Source organism: Exercitatus varius (assembly GCF_029577735.1).
GTDB lineage: Bacteria > Pseudomonadota > Gammaproteobacteria > Enterobacterales > Pasteurellaceae > Exercitatus > Exercitatus varius.
Window position 1 is genome coordinate 1 of sequence record NZ_JARQTO010000001.1, and the last position, 16,780, is coordinate 16,780.

Consider the following 16,780-nt stretch of genomic DNA (forward strand, 5'->3'; position numbering starts at 1 on the left):
AATGAGCCGGGGTTTTTGTGTTTTAATAAAGGAATTTTAAGAAAAACAGAAAATTACATTGAATAATAATTGTTAATCTAAAAATAATTTGAATGCTAAGTTCTATCGGTGATTGTGATGTTTCGAGCTTTGTTATGTCTTTTTATTTAAAGAATAATCGTTTTGTTTTGATAGACAAATAAACGGTCATGTAATACTAAATCCAATGCTCGACTGAGTACGGTTTTCTCTACGTCACGGCCTGCTTTCATCATTGCTTCGGCTGAGTAAGTATGATCTACATTGATAACGTTATTGCATAATAATCGGGCCTTCATCTAATTCATTATTGATAAAATGTGCGGTGGCACCAATAATTTTCACTCCTCTGTCGTAGGCGCGTTTATATGGATTGGCACCGATAAAGGCCGGCAAGAACGAATGATGAATATTAATTACTCGGTCGGGGTAGCGTGCGACAAATTCAGGATTGAGTACGCGCATATATTTAGCTAATACGATAATATCGGGATTATATTGATCGATGGTTTCCGCCAGTTTTTTATCGTGCTCAATACGCGTCAAGCCTTCATGACTTATGCAATGAAACGGAATATCAAAACGTTCGACAAGTGTGCGTAAATTATCGTGATTACCTATAACGGCAGCGATTTCTACGTTTAATCCGCCGTAGTAGGTTTTCATTAAAATATCACCAAGGCAATGAGCTTCTTTGGTAACTAAAATAACGATACGTTTGCGGCGATCCGCATTAATCAAACGGCAATTTGTTCCTTTAGGCAAACTAAAATTTAAATCTTCAAGCAATACTTCTTCATTAAAAATACCTTGTAATTCGGTACGCATAAAGAAATGTTTTGTTTCAAAATCTACAAATTCGTTATTGTGTAAAATATTTAATTGATGCTTATAACAAATATTTGTGATTTTGGCGATTAAGCCTTTATCATCAGGGCAGTCTGTAAGTAAAATTTTATTTTCAATCATTGTTTTATTTGTTTTAATTCTTTTTAGGTAAAGGAAAACCCATATATCGAATATATGGGTTTTTAAATTTAATTAAATAGCAAATGAATCGAGTGATTTTCCCGCATTTAATGCATCCTGAATGGCTTTAGGTTTACGACCTTGACCGGTCCAGGTTTTAGTTTTACCTTGTTCATCAATATATTTATATTTAGCCGGCATAGGTTGACGAACTTTACGGTTTTTTACTTCCGTTGAAGTTAATCCTAATTCGGCTAAACTTATTCCGTTTTCTTTAAGTTCTTCTTTATATTTTTCAATTAATGCCTGACGGGCTTTTTGTTCTGCAATTAATGCCGCATCTTCTTCACGTTTTTCGGTAATAACCTGTGTCAGTTTTTTTAATGCTTCTTCCGATTTTTCTAAACCTAACTCATTTACGGCGGCGCGCAGTGTACGGATATTATTTAAACCTTTGCTAAAAGACATAGTATTCTCCAGAATAAATTGATATGAATGTGTCGTTGCAATTTAGAATAATAATAAGAATATTATTTAAAGTAAATTATTTTTTCCCTTATATAAGAAATTAAGATTTTTTCGGTTGGTTTTTTTGTGATCTTGTTGTAATCTTCTTGCTTTGTCTTTTGTTTAAAATCGCACTAGGGAATTATATGGAAATCGCTGATTTTTCTACGTCAATCTGGTCAATTTTGCCACCGATTCTCGCATTGAGTTTAGCCATTTTGACACGTAAAGTATTACTATCGCTTAGCATCGGTATTGCTGTGGGGGCTTTGATGTTGGCTAACGGTAATATAGGTATGGCAATAAGTTATTTGGCGGATCGGATTTTAGCGTTGGTTTACAGTGTGGAAGATCATGCATTAAACGACGGCAATCTTAATATTATTTTATTCTTATTATTGCTCGGAATTTTGACCGCACTTTTAAGCGTATCCGGCAGTAATCAGGCTTTTGCCGAGTGGGCGCAAAAGCATATAAAAGATCGTCGCGGTGCCAAAATCATGGCGGCTTGTTTGGTTTTTGTGACTTTTATCGATGACTATTTTCACAGTCTGGCGGTAGGGGCGATTGCCCGTCCGGTAACGGATAAGTTCCGGGTTTCCCGTCCTAAGCTTGCTTATATTTTAGACTCGACGGCTGCGCCGATGTGCGTGATGATGCCGATTTCCAGTTGGGGCGCTTACATTATGACCCTGATTGCCGGTTTACTGGCGGAACATGCAATCAGCGGTTACACGCCGTTCAGTGCGTTTATGGCCATGAGCGCCATGAATTTCTATGCGATTTTCTCTATGGTTATGGTATTTGTTGTGGCCTATTTTTCATTTGATATCGGTCCGATGGCGCGTCATGAGAAATTGGCGCTGGAACAAATGAATCATGAACAAAATACGGCGGCCGAAACGAAAGGGCATGTGCGTAATTTAATTTTGCCGATTCTGGTGCTGATTATCGGCACGGTTTCTATGATGATGTACACGGGTAACCAAGCGCTGAGTGAAAACGGTAAAGCTTTTAGCGTGTTAGGCGCGTTTGAAAATACTTCCGTAGGCATTTCCCTTGTGGTCGGCGGTGTAAGTGCGGTCATTATTTCAACAGTTTTAATTATGCTTGATCGCCTCGTCACGCCGTCCGAATACGCTAAGTCCTGGTTAGCGGGGATGAAATCAATGTCGGGAGCCATTGCAATTTTATTTTTTGCCTGGACAATCAATAAAGTTGTGGGTGACATGCAGACCGGTAAATATCTTTCAAGCTTGATTTCAGGTAATCTCAATCCCGCATTTTTGCCGCCATTATTATTTATTCTTGGTGCGTTAATGGCGTTTTCGACAGGAACAAGTTGGGGAACTTTCGGTATTATGTTGCCTATTGCTGCGGCGATTACGGTAAATGCCGCGCCTGAACTGTTTTTGCCTTGCTTGTCTGCCGTGATGGCCGGCGCCGTCTGCGGCGATCACTGTTCTCCGGTTTCCGATACCACTATTCTTTCTTCAACCGGTGCGAAGTGTAATCACATGGATCACGTTACCACACAGTTGCCTTATGCATTAATTATCGCATTGGCAACCACCTTAGGTTATTTGATGGTGGGCTTTACTCAATCGGGCGTTTTAGGGTTTGCAACAACCGGTGTGATCTTGTTCATTTTGATTTTGCTGACTAAAAAGCGGTAGCAAATGTGATCTAAATCACATTTTTGAATAAAAAATTTTATTTCATTTATTTTATAAAATGCGGCATAAAGTCGCATTTTTTTATTTTAAATGAATTATTTTTTTATTTAATTCTGAATGTTTTGTTTGATTTAGATTTTTATACTTAAAAATTGAAGTTTTTATTTTAAAAATCATTAGACAAAGCGCCTAGAATCAGTAAACTGAGGCCATTAATAACCGAAAGTAGAATGGAGAATACGATGAAAAAACTATCAGGCGCAGAAATGGTTGTACAGTCATTGCGCGATCAAGGGGTTAAATATTTATTTGGCTATCCGGGTGGCGCGGTTTTAGACATCTACGATGCAATTCATACCCTTGGCGGCATTGAACATGTGCTTGTACGTCACGAACAGGCGGCGGTTCATATGGCCGACGGTTATGCCCGTTCAACCGGAGAAGTCGGATGCGTCCTGGTAACATCCGGGCCGGGTTCAACCAACGCTGTAACGGGAATTGCCACCGCTTATGCGGATTCTGTTCCGTTAGTGATTATTACCGGTCAGGTTCATTCTCATTTAATCGGAACCGATGCATTCCAGGAGTGCGATACCATCGGCATTACCCGTCCGGTCGTCAAACATAGTTTTATCATTCGTGATCCGGCGGAAATTCCGGCAACCATCAAAAAAGCGTTCTACATCGCTTCAACCGGACGTCCGGGGCCGGTGGTGATTGATATTCCGAAAGATATGGTGAACCCGGCGAATAAGTTTACTTATGAATATCCGAGCGAAATTTCCATGCGTTCTTACAATCCGAACGTTCATGGTCACAAAGGCCAAATCAAAAAAGCGTTAAAAGCCTTACTGGTGGCAAAAAAACCGGTGTTATTTATTGGCGGCGGCGTGATTATTGATAACAGCAGCGAAAAAGTCACGCAATTCGCCAAACAGTTGAATTTACCGGTAACCTCTTCTTTAATGGGGTTAGGCGGTTTTCCGGGTACGGATAAACAATGGCTGGGTATGCTGGGCATGCACGGTACCTTTGAAGCGAACACCGCCATGCATAATGCGGATTTGATTTTAGGCGTGGGCGTTCGTTTTGATGACAGAACCACCAATAATCTGGATAAATATTGTCCGCATGCCAAAGTGATCCATATTGACATTGATCCGACTTCCATTTCGAAAAACGTTCCCGCTTCGATTCCCATCGTCGGCAGCGTAGATAACGTGTTCACCGAATTTTTGTCTCTGTTACAGGATGAAAATCTAGCGAAATCACAATCCGATTTAACCGATTGGTGGAAGCAGATTGACGAATGGAAAGCGAAAAAGTGTCTGGAATTTGACCGCACTTCAACGGAAATTAAGCCGCAAGCCGTCGTTGAAATGATTTACCGTTTGACTAACGGTGATGCTTACGTAGCGTCCGACGTGGGGCAACACCAAATGTTCACGGCGTTGCATTATCCGTTTGACAAACCGCGTCACTGGATTAATTCGGGCGGCGCCGGCACCATGGGCTTCGGTTTACCGGCGGCTATCGGGGTGAAATTCGCTCATCCGGAAAGCACGGTGGTTTGCGTCACCGGCGACGGTTCCATTCAGATGAATATTCAGGAACTCTCAACGGCAATGCAATACAACATTCCGATTATTATCGTCAGCCTGAATAACCGTTTCCTCGGAATGGTAAAACAGTGGCAGGATCTGATTTATGCCGGCCGTCACTCGCAGGTTTATATGAATTCCTTGCCGGATTTCGCAAAATTAGCGGAGGCTTACGGCCATGTCGGAATTCAAATTGATACGGCCGATGAATTGGAAGAAAAGCTCACTCAGGCATTCTCGATTAAAGATCGTCTGGTTTTTGTGGATGTCCGCGTCGACGCAACGGAAAACGTATATCCGATGCAAATTCGTGGCGGTGCCATGGATGAAATGTTATTGGGCAAACCGGAAGTAAAATAAGGAGTACAAAATGCGTAGAATTTTATCTGTATTACTGGAGAACGAAACAGGTGCATTATCTCGTGTTGTCGCCTTATTCTCACAACGTGCGTTTAATATCGAAAGCTTAACGGTTGCGCCGACGGACGATCCGACGCTTTCCCGCATGACGATTGAAGCTTCCGGCGACGAACGGGTGCTGGAGCAGATCGAAAAGCAATTACATAAACTGGTTGATGTGTTTAAAGTGATCAGTTTAAGCGATTGCGATCATGTGGAACGTGAAGTTATGTTGCTGAAGCTACGCGCAACGGGAGCAACGCGTGATGAAATTAAGCGTTTGACCGATATTTTCCGCGGACAAATCGTGGATGTCACCACCAAATCGTACACCATTCAATTAGCCGGAACAAAAGACAAACTGGACGCTTTTGTCAGCGCGGTGAAAGAAGAAACCGGCATTTTGGAAATCGTCCGTTCGGGACTGATCAGCCTTTCTCGCGGCGAAAAAAACATGCTATAATTTTGCACCATTAATTTAGGGGAAACTATTTCCCCTTTCTTTTTTATTTGAGTTATCCTATGGAACAAATAAATAAACAAGCAGTAATATTCTATTTTTTATTACTTCTTTATGCTTTGCTTTCTAATTATTCTCTGGGTTATCCGCCTAATATTTATGCGGTTGTCGGTAATTTTTTATTATTACTTTTAGCCTTTAACCTGTCTAAATACCTATTTCTTACGGTTTTATTATTTCACAGTCTGATTTGTTCAGTTTATATCCCTGAAGCGATTTTTTACGGTTCGCCATCCGTCGGAATTATTGCGTCATTATTCGAAACCAATGCGCAGGAAAGCTGGGAATATTTGCAATCACTGCCGATTTACAGTTATGTGATTTCACTGTTATTTCTATTGTTTGCCATCGGTTTCGCCGTATTTGCCTTGAAAGTGAAACCTTCACCAATGAAGAAAACCACAGTGATAACATTGATTTGTTTAATAACTGTCGCCGTTCTTTATAAGCCCTGGAGTAATTATCATAAAGGCAAAGGATTTCAATTAAGTGATACTCGTGTCTCATTGATAGGTTTTTATTGGGTGAATTATCAATTAATCAAAGAATATCAGCGGCAAAAAGCCGAAATGTCCGCAGTAAAAAATCAGCAATCAACCTGGGAAATTTCTGCGGTGAATCCTAAATATAAAAATTATGTGGTGATTATCGGGGAAAGTATGCGCGCGGATTATTTGTCTATGTACGGTTACCCGATAGAAACTACACCGTTTTTAGCCAAAACAACAGGATTAATTATCGACGGCTATATTTCCGCGGCGCCGAATACGCAACCTTCATTGGCGAGAACCTTATATCTTTACAAAGAAAATGACACGCAATTCCAGAATAATATTATTACGTTAGCCAAACAGGCCGGTTTTAAAACTTATTGGTTGTCCAATCAAGGATTTTCAGGTGAGTTTGATTCGGTTGCGGCAAGAGTCGGCGCGGGAAGTGATAAACCGCATTTTACCCAATTATCGTCGGATTCAATTAATATCAACGATAAAACCCTACTTCAAATTTTTAGAACGGAATTGCAGGAAAGCGATGATACGCCAAAACTATTTGTACTTCATTTAATGGGATCTCATCCTCTGTTTTGCCGTCGAATCGATATTGCGCCTTCAATACGATTTAAAAATGATGAAATGTCTTGTTATTTGGAAAGTTTGCGACAAACGGACGCGTTGATTAGAAATGTGGTGGATTTAGTTAAAACGGAAAGTAATAACAATTACAGCCTGATTTATTTTTCCGATCACGGCTTATCTCATCGGGAAAAAGAAAGCGAACAAGGAACATTGCAGGTAGGCAATGAGCATAAAGAAAATTATCAGGTGCCTTTTATTCGTATTTCCAGTGACGATTCGGAACGTAAAATCTTAAAAACGCAACGCTCGGCGTTTAACTTTATTTACGGTTTTGCTCAGTGGCTGGGAATTCAGGAAAAAACGCTCAGCAACGGTTATCAGTTTTTTTCTGAAAAACCCGATGACGTGAAGGTTTTTAATTGGCATCAAAATATCGATTTTAATCAGCTGCCTTCGGATCCGGCTATTATGCAATAGCGCCGGCAGACGAATAGAATGCCGGTCAAATGAAAAAGTGCGGTCAAAAAATTAAACGTTTTTTGACCGCACTTTTGTCGGAAAATCAGGCTAATGTCGCAAAAGCCTTATTCGCCGCTTTCAGCGTTTGCTCAATATCCGCATCGGAATGCGCAAGAGACATAAAGCCGGCTTCAAAGGCGGAAGGCGCAAGATACACGCCTTGTTCCAGCATCAAATGGAAGAAACGGTTGAATTTTGCGGCGTCACATTTCATGACCTCCTGGAAATTCGTGACTTCCGGCGCATCGGTAAAGAATAAGCCGAACATGCCGCCGACATATTGCGCGATGAAAGGCACATGGTGTTTTTTCGCCAAGGTTTTTAAACCTTCCGCCAGTTTTTGGGTTTTTTCCGTTAATTTTTGTTCGTTGCCCGGTTTGGATAATTCGGTGAGACAGGCCAATCCCGCCGCCATGGCAATCGGATTGCCCGATAAAGTGCCCGCCTGGTAAACCGGGCCGGTCGGCGCGATGAATTCCATAATTTCCCGTTTACCGCCGAACGCGCCGACCGGCATGCCGCCGCCGATAATTTTGCCGAGAGTGGTCAAATCCGGCGTCACGCCGTAATAAGCTTGCGCACCGCCTAATGCTACACGGAAACCGGTCATCACTTCATCAATGATAAGCAAGGCGCCGTATTGGTCGCAAAGTTCGCGAACGCCTTGCAGGAAGCCCGGTTTGGGCGGAATGCAGTTCATATTGCCGGCTACCGGTTCGATAATTAAACAGGCGATGTCCTGCGGATATTGTTCGAAAGCTTGTTTGACGGAATCCAGATCGTTATAGGTACAAGTCAGCGTATGTTTGGCGAAATCTTCCGGTACGCCGGGCGAACTTGGTTGTCCGAGGGTTAAGGCGCCGGAACCGGCTTTTACCAGTAAGGAATCTGAATGACCGTGGTAACAGCCTTCAAATTTAATGATTTTATCGCGTCCGGTGTACCCGCGGGCCAGGCGAATTGCCGACATGGTGGCTTCCGTGCCGGAGCTGACCATGCGCACTAATTCGATGGAAGGAATAAGCTTGCAGACGAATTCCGCCAAGGTGATTTCGCTTTCCGTCGGTGCCCCGAAACTCAGTCCGTTCGGCACCGCTTTCAATACGGCGTCAATAATTGCGGGATGATTGTGGCCCAACACCATCGGTCCCCATGAACCGACGTAATCGATGTATTGTTTTCCGTCCGTATCCGTAATATAGGCGCCCGCGGCTTTTTGAATAAAAACCGGCGTTCCGCCGACGCCTTTAAATGCGCGAACCGGCGAGTTTACCCCGCCCGGAATCACTTGTTGGGCGCGTTGAAAAAGTGCGGTCGAATTTGACATAATTTTTCCTATAATCTGAAAAGTAAATGAAGTAAACGGCGCATATTGTACTTGAAAATGATAAAAAATGTTATCGTAAAATAAGGGTTTATGATATGCTTTGAACGTTTTTCGAATAAGAAAATAAGGCATAAAAATGTTGTGGTTTAGTTTTATTTTAACCTTTGTTGTGTCGTTTGCGACCATTGTTGCGGGGCGTCCGGTGGCTGAAAAAATCGGCCTGGTGGATAAACCTAATTATCGTAAACGCCATCAGGGTGCTATTCCGCTGTTAGGCGGCATTTCCCTGTTTATGGGGAATTTATGTTTTTATTTAATGCAATGGGATCAAACCCGATTGCCTTATCTTTATCTGTTTTCCGTCACCGTTTTGCTGATTATCGGTTTGCTGGACGACCGCTTTGATTTAAGCGCTGCGTTACGCGCCTGCGTGCAGGCGGCGTTGTCGGTGTCGATGATTTATTTCGGGCATTTGTCACTGAATAATTTGGGGCAGATTATCGGACCGTTTCAGGTAACTTTAGGCGGCGTCGGTTTTGTGATTACCGTGTTGGCGACTATCGCCGTGATAAATGCGTTTAATATGATTGACGGGATTGACGGTTTGCTGGGCGGCTTATCCGGTGTCGGTTTTGCCGCCATGGGCATTTTGTTGATTCTCGATAATCAATGGGATTTGGCGATTTGGTGTTTTGCCTTAATTGTGGCGTTAATTCCGTATTCCATGTTTAACCTTTGTATTCCGTTCGGTAAAAAATATAAAATTTTCATGGGAGACAGCGGCAGTACGTTAATCGGGTTTACCATGATTTGGATTCTATTGCTGAGCACGCAAGGCAAAGGGCATCCGATGAACCCGGTGACGGCATTGTGGATTATTGCGATTCCGTTAATCGATATGATTGCGGTGATTTATCGTCGGGTAAGAAAAGGAAAAAGCCCATTTAAGCCGGATCGTTTGCACGTACATCATTTAATGGTTCGTGCGGGGTTGACGTCACGCCAGGCATTTTTGGTGATCACGCTTTTTGCCGCATTATGCGCAGGTTTCGGGATCCTTGGCGAAGTATATTATTTGAACGAATGGTTTATGTTCGGTGCGTTTATTGTACTGTTTTTCCTGTATCTTTATTCGATTACCCGGGCGTGGCGCGTGACACGTTTTATCCGTCGCATGAAACGCCGGGCTTCACGACGCGTCGGTCGTTAAAAAATTCAAATAAAAACGAGAATTCAGCGCCGAATTCTCGTTTTTTCATTGAGAACAAAAGTTACAGTTTGTCGTGCAATAAAAACTGTAATACGCTGTCCATTCTTAAATGCGGAATGGATTCTCCTTTTTCCAATTGTCGAGGTTCGAAAGCATCAAATTCAAAGCGTCGGTTTCGCCAGAAATCCGCTTTCGGCAATTTACTCGGTACGCTGCCGGGATAAAGCGTGACCGTCTGTAAATCCTGGCTGCGAACGCCTTGTAACGCCTTGAACGTTTTACCGTTCTCAATCACATTCACCTGAGTGGTGGCGCGAATAGCCGAAATGGCGGAATAGGCGATATCAACGCCTTCGAATTCCGCATGGCGCCCGCCTTCCTGCACTAATTGCCGCATTAAGCTGATTAAATTAGGAACTTGATCGCTGGTGATATGATCCGCCTTGGTAGCAATGAACATTAATTTGTCAATACGCGGCGCAAATAAACGGGAAAGCAGGTTGCGTTTGCCGTAATGAAAATTCTTAAATAATTGGTGTAACGCCAATTGCATATCTTCAAAGGCGGCGTGGCTGTGATTAAGCGGCGTCAGGCAATCCGCAAGAATGACCTGACGATCGAAATGCGCGAAATAATCTTCATAAAACCGTTTCACCACATGCTTACGGTAATAATCGTAACGTTTTTTTAAAACCCCGAAATAACTGGCGGAACCGGCATTTTTCTCCAGACTTTCCCATTCGGACGCCGTTAAATAATCAAGCGGAAAAAATTGTAAAGCCGGTGCGCCTTCTAACTCGCCGGGCAAAACAAAACGTCCGGGTTGAATGAAATGTAATCCTTGTTGTTTGCAGGCGAGCAGGTAATCCGTATAACTTTCGGCGATAGCGGCTAACGTTTCCTCATTGGCGGGAGCCGAAAGATTCAGTTTTCTCGCCTTTGTCTGCCATGCCTGATTTAATTGCTGACGGGTGGGCGTGGTAAACTGTTGCAGAAATTGCGACCATTGGCGATAGTCCAAATCCAACAGCGGAAGATCCAACAGCCATTCGCCGGGATAATCGAAGATATCCAGATAAAGCGTACCTTTTTCTTTGAGATAGCTGAAAATTCCCTGTCGGCGGTGATAACGAATTGCCAGCCGGGTTTCACTGACGCCGCGGGTGGATTGCGGAAAGTGCGGCGGATTTTGCTCGAGTTCCGCCAGATTGCGTTCATAATCAAAGCGGGGCACGCTGAGCTCTAATTGAGGAATGCGTTTCACTCCTAAAATAGTTCCGTTACGCGCACTTTCAAACAGCGGCAGATGGCTGTTATCCGCCTGATTAATATGTAACAACTGATTAATCAGACTGGTAATAAACGCCGTTTTTCCGCTCCGGCTTAACCCTGTCACAGCCAGTCTTAGGCTGCGATCAAAAGTGCGGTCAAAAATTTGATGAATTTCTTTTTGAATAGTATTAAACATTTTTATTTTTCAAACAGAGCCAAATCCTTTAAACTTTACATAATTTATCACGAATAGTCAGTGTTATGCTTAAGATTTCAATAACTTTGTTGTTTTTTTTAATAACAAGTTTGCCTGTTTTGTCTGCGCCGCGGGTGCCCGCCGAGTTAACCGATAACGGGTTGATTTATTGCACTCATGCGACGGGATTTTCCTTTAATCCGCAAACCGCCGATGCGGGAACCAGCATGAATGTGGTCACGGAACAGATTTATAATAAATTATTCGAGATTAAGGCAAACAGTTCGCAAGTGGTGCCGTCTCTGGCGCAGTCGTATAAAATTTCGCCCGACGGAAAAACGATTACCCTATATTTGCGTCGGGGCGTGAAATTTCATCATACGCCATGGTTTACGCCTAGCCGTGATTTTAATGCCGACGATGTGGTTTTTTCGCTTAATCGCGTATTGGGGCATAATACGTCTTTGCCGGAATTTGAGTTGGAAAAAGAACAAAATATCGCTAATCGTCAATACAGCATTTTCCACGATTTGGCGAAAAAGACGCGTTTTCCTTATTTCGAAAGTATTAAATTAAATCAGAAAATCAATTATGTGGAGAATGTTGATCCTTATACGGTGCAAATTCATTTATTTGAACCGGATGCGTCAATTTTGTCTCATCTGGCAAGTCAGTATGCGGTGATTTTTTCCCATGAATACGCACTGCAGCTGAATGCGGACGATAATTTGGAGCAGTTGGACACGTTACCGGTCGGTACGGGCGCTTACCAGCTTCAGGAATATTTGCGCGGGCAGTATGTCCGTTTGATGCCGAACCCATATTATTGGCAGAAGCCGGCGAAGATTTCCAATATCATCATTGATTTGTCCACAGATAAAACCGGTCGGATGGCAAAATTTTTTAATAATGAATGTCATATTGCCGCTTTTCCGGAGGTGAGTCAGTTGGGGCTGCTGCAACAAAGCGGCGCGCAATTCAAAACGACAATTACCGAGGGGATGAATCTTTCCTTTTTGGCATTTAATTTTTTGCGTCCGGCCATGCAAAATGCGGATCTTCGTCGCGCCATTGCATTGGCGATTAATCGTGAACGTCTGATTAAGCATATTTATTATGATACTGCGGTGGTGGCGAATAATATTATTCCGGCGATATCTTGGGCGGCGGGTAATGACGCCTCGCATTTCGATTATAATTATGATCCGAAAAAAGCGCGGGAAATATTAGCTAATATGCAGGTTCCGCCGTTGGAAATGTGGTCGGTCCAGGAAGAGCAACTGTTCAATCCGGCGCCGATAAAGATGGCGGAAATGATTCGGGCGGATTTGAAAGCGGTTGGGTTGGACGTAAAAGTGCGGTTAATTTCACGCAACTTTTTGACGGAAAATCTGCACAATAAAACGGAAGATTATGATTTGATTTTAGCGGGCTGGCTGGCGGGGAGTTTGGATCCGGACAGTTTTTTGCGTCCGATTTTAAGCTGCGGCACCACCAATGAAATATCTAATGTATCGAACTGGTGTTCGGAAAGTTTTGATCAACTGCTGGATTCGGCGTTAACTCATTCGGATCCTCATGCGCGCGCGGCGGATTATGCAATTGCCCAGCGACAGGTTTTTTCCGAATTACCGATTTTGCCGCTGGCGAATGTTAAACGTATTTTGATTTCGAATACTCGGGTGAATGGCATAGAAGTGACACCGTTCGGGAATATCCATTTCGAAAAATTATCCTTGAAAAAGGAGAGAAAATAATGTTTTTTTCCTTGTTTCGTCGTCTCTTACTGATATTGATTAATTTATTTTTGTTAAGCCTTATCAGTTACGCCATTTTTATGCGGGATCCCGCTAATGCGGTATATGCGGAACCCAGTGTTTATGAAGGTTATAAATCCTATACGTGGAGTTTGTTACGGGGCGATCTGGGTATTACCTACAATGGCGGTGATTCGATTGCCTCTATGATATTCACGGTATTGCCCGCTACTCTTGAACTTTGTTTTGTGGCGATTTTGTTGGCGTTGATCGTAGGCGTTCCTTTAGGATTGCTGGGCGCTTTTCAACAAAATAATATTATCGGTAAAACGATTAGTGCGGTTTCCTCTCTCGGACTTTCCTTGCCGATATTCTGGATTGCTCCGATTTTGTTGTATTTTGCGGCAGTGAATCGTTGGGAAATTTCTGCGGTGGGACAAATGAATTTGTTGTATTCCATTAAGCCGGTTACCGGATTCGCCATTATTGACGTATGGTTTATGGATGTACCGTATCGGCTGAAAGCGATTCAAAACGTGCTGCAGCATTTGGCGTTGCCGAGTATTGTTCTGATGATTTCGCCTACAATGGAAATTACCAAATTTGTCAAACAACGCACGGAATGGGTGTTAAAGCAAAATTATATTAAATTTGCCGTTACGCGCGGTTGGTCGATGTTGCGTATTCTGCATGTTTATGTGTTGCGTAATATGTTGCCGTTGTTGATTCCTCAGATTTCCCGTTTGGTCGGTTATGTTCTGGCGTTATGTATGCTGGTGGAAGGCACTTTCGGTTGGCCGGGCATGGGGCGTTGGTTAATTGATGCGGTGGCTCAGCAAGACTACAACAGCATTTCTGTCGGCGTGATTGTTATCGGCGTATTTATTATGTCCATTAATCTGATTGCCGGGTTGTGCCTGTTCCTGTTAGATCCGTTTGATAAAAAAGGATGGTCCGGCAGTGTTAGATAAAGAACCTTACGAATTCAGAGAAACGGAAACATTACGACGGATTTGGCTGGCGTTTCGTCGTGATCGTATTGCGTTATTCAGTTTTTATCTTTTTTTGTTGCTAATTTTGACCGCACTTTTCAGTACATTTATTGCGCCTTATGCCAGCGATACGCAATTTATCGGCAAAGAATTAACCCCGCCGTCTTGGGTGGCAAGCGGGGAAGTGGCGTATTTTTTCGGTACGGATGATTTGGGTCGTGATGTTTTCAGCCGAATTATTAATGGCGTGAGCTACACTTTCGGTTCCGCCTTAATCGTGGTGGTTTTTACGGCTTTAATCGGCGGCGGGCTGGGTATTCTGGCCGGGATGTCGCACGGTTTTAAATCCCGCGTGCTGGGGCATTTTCTGGATACTTTTTTATCGGTGCCGATTTTATTAATTTCGATTGTGATTGCCACATTAATGGAGCCCGGTTTATCCAACGCTATGTTGGCAATTTCTTTAGCGTTATTGCCGCATTTTATTCATGAGATTTATCAGGCCATTCAACAGGAATTAAAAAAAGATTACATTTTGATGATGCGATTGGACGGTGCACCGAATCGCGTATTGCTGCGCGAAACCATTTTGCCGAATATTATGGTGCGCTACATTCGGGAGATCGTACAAGCGTTTGTGATTGCATTGCTGGAGATTAGCTCGTTAAGCTTTATTTCATTGGGCGCACAACGTCCGACTCCGGAATGGGGAGCGATGATTCGTGACAGTTTAGAGCTTATTTATATTGCGCCCTGGGCGGTAATCTTGCCGGGTATTGCCATTATTTTTGTTCTGTTGATTGTTATCTTAATGGGAAACGGCATCTGCAGAACCCTTGAGCGCTACGGCGAATAGCGCGGAGAAAATACGTTATGGCTTTATTGGATATTCGTAATCTATGCATTGATGTTGAAACTCCGCAAGGACTGATTCGCATCGTTGATAACGTCAATTTGACCATTAACGAAGGCGAAATTTGCGGTTTAGTCGGAGAATCGGGTTCGGGCAAAAGTATTATTGCAAAGGTGATTTGTAACGCATTTAAGGATAATTGGATTGTTTCGGCGGATCGTTTCCGTTTCGACGAAGTGGAATTACTGAAATTAAGTCCCCATAAACGGCGTAAACTGGTGGGAAAAAATATTTCCATGGTATATCAACATCCGTTGAGTTATTTGGATCCCAGCAAAAAAATCGGTAAACAGATTATACAAACGCTTTCCAACTGGTCTTATAAAGGGCCTTGGTGGAAATGGTTCGGCTGGAAAAAACGACGTGCGGTTGAGTTGTTGCACCGGGTCGGAATTCGTGATCACAAAGATATTATGCACAGTTATCCCGACGAAATTACTGAAGGGGAAGGGCAAAAAGTGATGATTGCGATTGCAGTGGCGAACCAGCCTCGTTTGCTGATTGCCGACGAAGCCACGAATGCATTGGAATCATCCACCCAGCTGCAAATTTTCCGGTTGCTCTCCGGTATGAATCAGAATAACGGGATGACAGTATTGCTTGCCAGTAATGATATTACCAGCATTACGGAATGGTGTGACAGTTTTGTTGTGCTGTATTGCGGACAGAATGCCGAAAGCGGACCGAAAGAAAGTATTTTGGAAAACCCGCATCATCCTTATACTTCGGCCTTATTGCATGCTATTCCGGATTTTAGTTTGCCTTTGCCGTTGAAAAGTAAGCTGAATACGTTACGCGGCACGGTCCCGTTGCTGGAGCATATGCCGGTAGGCTGCCGGTTAGGCCCGCGTTGTCCCTTTGCGCAGAAAAAATGCATTAATAAACCGTTTCCCCGTCGGGTTAAACAGCATGAATTTTCCTGTCATTACCCATTGAATATACGGGAGAAATCGCTTGCCAAAGAACAGGTAAGCAGCCCGTTAACCTTAAATTTAGAAGCCAAAGCGGAATAAGTATGTCAGCACTTTTACAAGTTAACGCATTGTGCAAATTATTCAAAGAACGAACGTCTTTTTTTGAAAAACGTGAGTTTTATGCGGTAAAAGATATCAGTTTTACGTTAGAACAACAAAAAACACTGGCGATAATCGGCAATAACGGTTCGGGTAAATCGACGCTGGCAAAAATGATCGTGGGGATTACCGAACCTACTTCCGGACAGCTTTTTTTTGACGGAAAACCGTTGACTTTCGGGGACTATCAGTATCGGGCGAAATATATCCGCATGGTTTTTCAGGATCCGAATTTCAGTTTTAATCCGCATTTAAATGTAGGGCAAATTTTAGATGTTCCTCTTCGTCTCACTACAGATTTGGATGAACAGGCGCGAAATAGCCGGATTTTTGATACATTGCGCTTGGTGGGATTATATCCCGATCATGCCAATATCGGCATTAATACTATGTCGGTCAGCCAGAAACAGCGCGTGGCGTTAGCCCAGGCATTGATTTTAAATCCTAAAGTGATTATTGCCGACGATGCCTTAGCCGTTTTAGATGCTTCGGTAAAAACCCAGTTGGTTAACCTCATGCTGGATATTCAGGAAAAACGGGGGATTTCCTATATTTACGTCGGCCAACATTTGGGCATTATTAAGCATATTGCCGATGAAGTGTTGGTTATGGACGAAGGGCAAATGGTAGAGTACGGCAACACTCAAGCCCTGTTTTGTTCACCGCAACACGATACCACTAGACGGCTGGTGGAAGGTTTTTTCGGGCGCGTATTGGATAAAAACTCGTGGCAACCCGTGGATTGGGTAGAGTAA

At 43.1% G+C, this 16,780-nt stretch carries 13 protein-coding genes and 1 pseudogene; 10 read left to right on the forward strand and 4 right to left on the reverse strand.

Annotation, left to right across the window (positions count from 1 at the left end; all coding sequences use genetic code 11):
- Positions 1 to 146: 146 nt before the first annotated feature.
- Positions 147 to 987, reverse strand: a pseudogene (gene purU, locus P7M01_RS00005) (formyltetrahydrofolate deformylase).
- Positions 988 to 1,059: 72 nt separating this feature from the next.
- Positions 1,060 to 1,455: an H-NS family histone-like protein gene (locus P7M01_RS00010; RefSeq protein ID WP_202937169.1), complete on the reverse strand. Its 396-nt coding sequence runs from the start codon at positions 1,453 to 1,455 to the stop codon at positions 1,060 to 1,062.
- A 185-nt stretch (positions 1,456 to 1,640) separates the two neighbouring features.
- Here P7M01_RS00010 and P7M01_RS00015 point away from each other — a divergent pair, with 185 nt between their 5' ends.
- From P7M01_RS00015 to P7M01_RS00030, 4 genes are all read left to right on the forward strand, one after another.
- Complete coding sequence (locus tag P7M01_RS00015; protein WP_317482679.1) at positions 1,641 to 3,170, forward strand: Na+/H+ antiporter NhaC family protein; 1,530 nt, start codon at positions 1,641 to 1,643, stop codon at positions 3,168 to 3,170.
- Positions 3,171 to 3,412: 242 nt separating this feature from the next.
- Positions 3,413 to 5,131 (forward strand): acetolactate synthase 3 large subunit, encoded by a 1,719-nt coding sequence (locus tag P7M01_RS00020; protein WP_317475534.1) that lies wholly within the window; start codon positions 3,413 to 3,415, stop codon positions 5,129 to 5,131.
- A 10-nt stretch (positions 5,132 to 5,141) separates the two neighbouring features.
- Complete coding sequence (gene ilvN / locus P7M01_RS00025) at positions 5,142 to 5,633, forward strand: acetolactate synthase small subunit (RefSeq protein WP_202937172.1); 492 nt, start codon at positions 5,142 to 5,144, stop codon at positions 5,631 to 5,633.
- A gap of 59 nt (positions 5,634 to 5,692) precedes the next feature.
- Positions 5,693 to 7,243 carry a phosphoethanolamine transferase gene (locus P7M01_RS00030; RefSeq protein ID WP_317475533.1) on the forward strand — a complete coding sequence of 517 codons (1,551 nt, stop codon included), beginning with the start codon at positions 5,693 to 5,695 and terminating at the stop codon, positions 7,241 to 7,243.
- An 85-nt stretch (positions 7,244 to 7,328) separates the two neighbouring features.
- Here P7M01_RS00030 and hemL read toward each other — a convergent pair whose 3' ends face one another.
- On the reverse strand, positions 7,329 to 8,612 hold the full coding sequence (gene hemL, locus P7M01_RS00035) for a glutamate-1-semialdehyde 2,1-aminomutase (protein ID WP_317482680.1): 1,284 nt from the start codon (positions 8,610 to 8,612) through the stop codon (positions 7,329 to 7,331).
- 136 nt (positions 8,613 to 8,748) lie between these two features.
- Between hemL and wecA the strand changes: the two genes are divergently transcribed.
- Positions 8,749 to 9,822, forward strand: a complete 1,074-nt coding sequence (gene wecA / locus P7M01_RS00040) for a UDP-N-acetylglucosamine--undecaprenyl-phosphate N-acetylglucosaminephosphotransferase (RefSeq protein ID WP_394853206.1) — start codon at positions 8,749 to 8,751, stop codon at positions 9,820 to 9,822.
- 61 nt (positions 9,823 to 9,883) lie between these two features.
- Here wecA and P7M01_RS00045 read toward each other — a convergent pair whose 3' ends face one another.
- Positions 9,884 to 11,290, reverse strand: a complete 1,407-nt coding sequence (locus P7M01_RS00045) for a YcjX family GTP-binding protein (protein ID WP_317482681.1) — start codon at positions 11,288 to 11,290, stop codon at positions 9,884 to 9,886.
- A 65-nt stretch (positions 11,291 to 11,355) separates the two neighbouring features.
- Here P7M01_RS00045 and P7M01_RS00050 point away from each other — a divergent pair, with 65 nt between their 5' ends.
- Genes P7M01_RS00050 through P7M01_RS00070 form a run of 5 tightly spaced genes read left to right on the forward strand, consistent with a single transcriptional unit; the run spans position 11,356 to position 16,780 of the window.
- The gene (locus tag P7M01_RS00050; protein WP_317475530.1) at positions 11,356 to 13,047 is read left to right on the forward strand and encodes an ABC transporter substrate-binding protein; all 1,692 of its coding nucleotides are present in this window, start codon (positions 11,356 to 11,358) and stop codon (positions 13,045 to 13,047) included.
- Complete coding sequence (locus P7M01_RS00055) at positions 13,047 to 14,018, forward strand: ABC transporter permease (RefSeq protein ID WP_202937177.1); 972 nt, start codon at positions 13,047 to 13,049, stop codon at positions 14,016 to 14,018. Before P7M01_RS00050 ends, P7M01_RS00055 begins: the two co-directional genes overlap by 1 nt.
- Complete coding sequence (locus P7M01_RS00060) at positions 14,008 to 14,895, forward strand: ABC transporter permease subunit (RefSeq protein ID WP_202937178.1); 888 nt, start codon at positions 14,008 to 14,010, stop codon at positions 14,893 to 14,895. The genes P7M01_RS00055 and P7M01_RS00060 overlap by 11 nt, the downstream gene beginning before the upstream one ends.
- 17 nt (positions 14,896 to 14,912) lie before the next feature.
- Positions 14,913 to 15,965 carry a peptide ABC transporter ATP-binding protein gene (locus P7M01_RS00065; protein WP_202937179.1) on the forward strand — a complete coding sequence of 351 codons (1,053 nt, stop codon included), beginning with the start codon at positions 14,913 to 14,915 and terminating at the stop codon, positions 15,963 to 15,965.
- Positions 15,966 to 15,967: 2 nt separating this feature from the next.
- On the forward strand, positions 15,968 to 16,780 hold the full coding sequence (locus P7M01_RS00070) for a peptide ABC transporter ATP-binding protein (RefSeq protein WP_317481768.1): 813 nt from the start codon (positions 15,968 to 15,970) through the stop codon (positions 16,778 to 16,780).